This window comes from Agromyces humi (assembly GCF_009720255.1).
GTDB lineage: Bacteria > Actinomycetota > Actinomycetes > Actinomycetales > Microbacteriaceae > Agromyces > Agromyces humi.
In genome coordinates, this window is sequence record NZ_WJSP02000194.1 from 1 (window position 1) to 6,858 (window position 6,858).

1 protein-coding gene is annotated in these 6,858 nt (G+C 72.2%); it reads left to right on the forward strand.

The window, feature by feature from the left end; all coding sequences use genetic code 11:
* Positions 1-44 precede the first annotated feature (44 nt).
* Positions 45-6,858 (forward strand): beta strand repeat-containing protein (locus GH736_RS14450; protein ID WP_159604522.1); only part of this gene is annotated, 6,814 nt, incomplete at its 3' end.

Genomic DNA, 6,858 nt, shown 5'->3' on the forward strand with positions numbered 1-6,858 from the left:
CCGGCGCCGCCGCAGGCTCCGCGCCCGAGGTATCCGGCCCGCCGATGCCGGCCGTCTGGCAGCTGACCATGGACGGCTCCGCCGACACCCTCGTGTTCAACGCCGACGGCACGGTGACCTTCGGCGACGAGACCAGGTCGCTCGCCGGCATCACCGAGATCCGCATCCTGGGGTCGGCGGGCGACGACGTGCTCACCCTCGACCGCCGGGCGGCCGACGCGGCCATCACGGTCGTGTTCGACGGCGCCGACGGGTTCGACACGCTCGTCACCGTCGGTGCGGGCTCGCTCGTCTCGCTGCCCGCCGACGGCTCGTCGGGCATCCTGCACCTCGGCGCGACGACCGTCGTCTACTCGCACATCGAGCCCATCACGAACGTGGGCACGGCGACCGACGTCGTGTTCACGCTGAGCGGCAACGACGACCAGGCCGTGCTCGAGTCCATCGTGGGGGGCCTGCGCCTGCGCAGCACCAACGGCTCGTTCGAGCAGACCGACTTCACCGGCCCCACCATCTCGCTCACGATCAACGGCGGCGACGGGCACGACACCATCACCATCCTCGGCACCATCGCCCTCGCCGGCGCGAACCTCGTCATCAACGTCGAGGAGATCACCGTGAACGGCGCGATCTCGACGACGGGCGACGTCACGTTGAAGGCGGCCGAGACCACGACCGAGGGACTGAACGCGGCCGACTGCACCGACTTCGACGACTTCTCGATCATCGGATGCCTCGACCACGACGCCGACGTGTCGATCGTGATCGACGGCGGATCCATCACGGCCCACGACGTCGTGCTCGACGCCGACGCGACGGTGATCCCGGATGCCACGGCCGCCACCGCCTACGCGGCGATCGTGAACTCGACCGCGACCATCGAGCTGCGCGGCGCCGCGACGATCACCGCGACCGGCGACGTCACCATGACCGCCGACTCGATCGTCGGTCCCTTCACGCTGAACAAGCAGTACGGCGACGCCGCCATCGTCTTCTCCGACGCGACGGTCACCGTCGGCGGTTCGTCGGTGGTCACCGCGGGCGGCGACGTCGCCCTCACGGCCACCTCGACGGTCGACGCGGGCGCGACGCCGCAGGCCGACGCCGGCAAGGACGAGGGCAGCGCGGGCGCCGACGGCAGCTCGCCGAGCTTCGACGCCGCCGTCGCCGTCGTCACCGTCACCTCCACCACGAAGAGCCTCGTCGCCGGCACCGCCCGCCTCGCCGTCACCGGCGGGCTTGGCATCGCGGCCTCGAACCACGCGACCCTCACCGGCGTCGGCGACGCCAAGGAGGCCACCGCGGGCGCGGGCGTCGCGATCGTGCACCTCGACCAGACCACGGAGGCGGGCATCACCTCGACGAGCGCGACCCCGACGACGGCGGCGACGCTCTCGATCCTCGCCGAGCAGGAGGCATCCGTCACCGCGACCTCGAAGGCCGGCAAGGGCGGCGCGACCCAGAACAACCAGAACGCGAACTCGCCCGGCCGCGGCAACGGTCAGTCGTCCACGTCGGACGGCAGCATCGACATCGCCGGTGCCCTCTCGGTCGCCGTCCTCACCACCGACACCAAGGCCCACATCACCGGCGCCAAGGTCACCACGACCGGCGCGCAGAGCGTGAAGGCGACCGCGAAGAACGCCGTCGCGACGACCGCCGACGCCGGCACCGCTGACGGCACCACCCAGGGCAGCAACGGTTTCGGCCTGGCGATCGGCGTCGCGATCAACGTCATCGACGTCGCCACCGCGTCGTTCATCGGCGCGGGGGCCGCCCTCCAGGCCGCGAGCGTCGCGGTCGACGCGCAGGGTCCGGCCACCGGCGACTCCAGCTTCGCCGCGACGAGCGTGTCGGGCCGCAAGAACAGCGGCAGCGTCGGCATCGCCGGCTCGCTCGCACTGAACGCGGTGACCGCCGACACCGCCGCCGAGGTTCGCGGCACCGGCAACTCGCTGAACAACGCGAACCTCGCGCTCAGCGCCCGCGGCTCGCACACGAACGCCGCGAAGGCCACGTCGAAGCAGGACGGCGGATCGGTCGGCGTCGGCGCCTCCGTGGCGATCAGCCTGATCAACGTCGCCGTGCGGGCCGGGCTCGCCGCGGCATCCGCCATCACCGGCGTGAAGGCGCTGAACATCGCGGCCACCGGCCTCGACGACACCACCACCGAGACCCAGGGCGGCGCGGGCGGCGGTTCGACGGCCTCGCTCACGGGCGTCGCGAGCATCGCCATCTCGAACGTGCGCACCGTCGCCTCGATCCTCGCCGGACCCGCGCTGACCACCTCGGGTGCGATCACGGCGAAGGCCGACCAGACCGCCAAGGCGACCACGACCGCCACGGGCGCGACGACCGCGGGCAGCGGGGCCAGCCTCGCCGCGACGATCTCGTTCGCGCTCACGTCGGCCGACCACGAGGCCGACTCGTCGATCTTCCGCAACGTCACCTCTGGCGGGGCGGTGAGCATGGCCGCCGACGGCGTCTCGACCACGGCGACGAGCGCGACCGCGAGCGCTGCGGCCGCCCCCGACGAGAACAGCGACTCGACCGGGAAGAACGCGAACCAGAAGTCCGACGCCAAGCTCGGCAACGCGTCGAGCCGCTCCTCGGGCGGCGGCGCCTCGACCACGCCGGCCGCCAAGAACGAGGACGGCACGGCCGTCACCGTCGCTGCGGCCATCGCCTTCAACCTCGTCGACTCGACCACGACCGCCCGCCTCGGCGACGGCGTCGTGCTCGTCGCGACCGGCCCGGCCTCCTTCACGACCCGCAACAACACGGATGCCTCGGCCACCGCCGACGGCTCCTCCACCGGCGCCACCTCCGTCGGCGTGGGTGCCGGGCTCGCCGTGAACCGCGTCACCCTCCGCAACGAGGCGAGCACGGGGGTGGGTTCCGCGCTCACCGCGAACGGCCTCACGCTCAGCGCGACCGTGAAGCCCGTGGCATCCGACAGCACCCACACCTTCGAGGCGATCGCCAAGGCCGGCGCGACCGACGGGTCGGGCACGCTCGGCATCGCCGGCGCCTTCGCGCTCAACCTCGTCGATGCCACCACCCTCGGCGTCATCCACGGCAGCCAGGCCCCCGGGCCCGCGCCGAGCCCCACGCCCGGCGTGGTCATCACCGGCAGTGGTGCGGTCACGCTCATCGCCGGGTCCAAGACCGTCGACAAGGCCTCGGGCAAGGCGACCCAGTCCGGCACCGGCACCGTCGGCATCGGCGCCGCGTTCGCGCTCAACCTCGTCACCCACACCGTGTACGCAGGCATCGACCAGGTGCTCGATCCCACCCGCGGCCCCCCGCTCACCGCCGCCGGCGCACTCACCATCACCGCGACCGAGGATCTGACCCTCACCACGGAAGCGGAAGCCGGCGGAGCATCCGGATCGGTCACCGTCGTCCCGGCCATCGCGATCACGCTGGCCACCGTCCGCACCAGCGCTTCGCTGGGCGGCAGCACCACCGCACTCACCGCCTCGAGCGTCACCGCCCAGACCACCCAGGGTGTGAAGGCCGGCACCACCGCCAAGGGCGACACCCAGGCGGGGTCCACCGCCGGCATCGGCGTCTCGCTCGCACTCGCCGTCCTCGACAGCGTCGTCGTCGACTCGGGCAGTGCTCGCAGCATCACCGCCACCGGCGCCGTCACGTTCGGCGCCACGCAGGCCGTCGACGTCACGACGCTCGCCGAGGCATCCGCGAAGGGCGCCTCGCCCTCGGAGGGCAAGGACGGCGGCGGCAAGGACGTCAACCAGAAGGCCGACGCGAACCTCGGCAACGCCAACCAGTCGCGCAACACGAACGGCGGGCAGACGCAGTCGTCGTCGACGCCGAAGGCCGCATCGAACGAGGACGGCGGCAACTCGCTCTCGATCGCCGGCGCCATCGCGATCAACGTGGTCGTCACCACCTCGCGGGCCTGGTTCGGCAACGGCGTCGTCATCGCGTCGGGCGGCGTGGTCACCCTGAAGTCGTTGGCGAACACGGATGTCTCGGCGAACGCGAAGGGCGACTCGGCCACCGACGGCTCGGTCGGCATCGGCGCCGGCGTCGCCGTCAACTCGGTCGGCATCGTGAACCGGGCTGTCACGGGTACCGCGACCATCACGGGCACCGGCCTGGTGCTCACCGCCGGACTCGCCGGCGGCGACACGAACGACGTCATCCGGCGCTGGACCGGCACCGAGTGGAAGATCGTCGACGAGGGCAAGGAGCTGCCCGGGCCCTCGAAGGACGACCTCGCCTACGTGAAGACGAACGGCGGCACGGGCGGCAACGACGGCATCTACAAGTTCACCGGCTCCGACTGGACGATCGAGACCGACACCACGATCGCGAGCGGCGCGGCAATGCCCGGCTCGCCCTCGAGCGGCGACTACTTCCTCCTCACCACCGCCCGCGACGGCAAGCCCGCCCAGAGCGTTTGGAAGTACGACGGCAGCGCCTGGCAGTGGATCACGGCCGACGTCTACAACGAGAAGGCGGAGCTGCCGAAGGACAAGACCGCCGAGGGCGACTGGTTCCGGCTCACCGCGCAGGACGGCACGAAGGCGCCGGGCTTCTACAAGCGCAACGGGTCGCACGAGTGGATCCTGCAGGCGGGCGCGACCGTCACCGACGGAGCCCACTTCCCGGCGAGCCCCACGGCCGACCAGCTGTTCCGCCTCTGGGAGCACGAGGTCGCCGCGACCGCACGGGCCGGCGCGAGCAAGTCGACGAGCGTCGGCGTGGCGGGCGCCCTCGCGATCAACATCCTCGACAACACGACCGAGGCGCTCCTCCAGTCCGGCGCCGCCGCCACGCTCACGAGCGGTGCGGTCTCCATCTCGGCGCACAGCAACGAGCGGGACCTGGCGAAGGCCACGAGCAAGGCCGAGGTCGGGTCGGCGACCGGCGTCGGGGCATCCGTCGCCCTGCAGGTCATCGACGGCAGCGACGTGCGCGCCGAGGCCGCGAACGGCGCGGCGCTCACCGGCGGCTCGTCGCTCACGATCGACGCGTTCGGGTTCCGCGAGCTGCTCACCACGGCCGAGGGCGGCACCGAGGGCGGCACCGCGGTGACCCCCGTGGTCGCGCTCGTCGTGAGCGTCGACGACGACGTCACCGCCCGGCTCGGCACCTCGGGCACCGCCTACGTCGGGTCCGGGCCCGTCACCGTGACCGCGACCCACGTCAACCGGGTGGTCACCGAGGGCAACGCGGATGCCGCGGGCAAGAGCACCGCGGTCGGCGCCGACCTCTCGATCAACGTCGTGGTCGACTGGGACACGCTCGCCGAGATCGCGCGGAACACGACCGGCACCGTCGTCGCCGTGCTGGCGGTGTCCGACCTCCGCACTGAGGCGAAGGCGATCGCGAGCGCCAAGGGCGCCGACGAGTCCGACTCGAGCGGCGACCAGAAGTCGAACGAGCAGGTCAACGGCAGCAACCCGAATACGCAGGGCACCTCGTCGAGCACCGGGTCGATGCCCTCGTCGAACGGCGGCACCAACGGGTCGAACGGCGCGAGCGGCGCGAGCAGCCAGTCCAGCAGCCAGTCGGGAACCGGCAGCGGCACCACCGCGGTCGCCGCGGCCGTCGCCGTGAATTGGACCGTCGCCGTCAGCACCGCCCGCATCGCCGCGAACGCGCACGTGACGGCCACGACCGGCGCGGTCACCGTGCGCTCGACGCTCTGGGCGCACGCCAAGGCCCTCGCGATGGGCTCCGCCATCGACCTCGAATCGAGCGGCACGCGGGTCGGCGCGGCCGTCGGGCTCAACGTGCAGGACCTCACGAATCGCGCCTCGATCGGCACCGACGCGGTCGTGAGCGGCCACGCGGGCGTCGTCGTCGAGGCGGCGACCCCGTCGGTCGGCGGCGTGCCACAGCGCAACGAGTTCATCGTCTGGGGCTTCGCGGCCGGCGGCGGCAAGTCCACCTCCTTCGCGGGCAGCGCGGCCGTGCAGATCCTCCTCCTCACGACCGAGGCGCGGGTCGGCCAGGGTGCCGAACTCGACGCTCCGGCCGGCGGCATCACCGTGCACGCGGACCAGCTCATGGGCCTGCAGAACCTCGCCATCGCCGGGGCGCTCTCGACGGGCAACGACGCCGCCATCGGCGCGGCCTTCTCGGTCAACTTCCTCGAGATCACCACCACCGCGGCCATCGAATCGGCGACGGGCGCGGGCAGCGTCACGAAGGCGGATGCCTCGGGCGGGATCTCGGTCACGGCGAAGTCGACCCTCGACTCGCTCGTGCCCGAGGTGCCCGCACCGCTCGACGGCAAGATCGACTGGCTGAAGCTCACCTCCGTGGCCATCGCCGGCGGTGCGAGCTCGGGTGGCGCGGCCGTCTCGGGCGCATTCATCATCGAGATCTTCGACTTCGACACGCAGGCGTGGATCGGCAACGGCGCCCAGGTCAACCAGGAGGGCGCGATCGGCGGCGGCTCGCAGTCGGTCACCGTGCGGGCCGAGGACGACCTCACCGTCGACGACGTCGGCGGCACGCTCTCGCTCAGCCAGAGCTCGGCGAGCGTCGGCATCACCGTCATCGTGGTCGTCGCGAACTCCGACGTGCGGGCCTTCATCGGCGACTCCGCCGACGTGCGTGCGGGTGGGTCGGTCACCGTCGACGCCGGCGCGACGGAGGACTGGTTCCTCCTCGCGATCGCGGGCGGCGTCAGCCTCAACTCCGTCGCGGTCACCGGCGCCGTCATCGTCTTCGTGGTCGACCAGGGCGGATCCGGGTTCGGCGTCATCGACCTCATCGTCTGGCGGGTGATCGGCGGCGTGGGCATCGGCATCGCGTCGGTCGTGTCGCCGGCGTACATCGCCGAGATCTCGCCGCGTCTCCTGCGCGGGAGGCTCG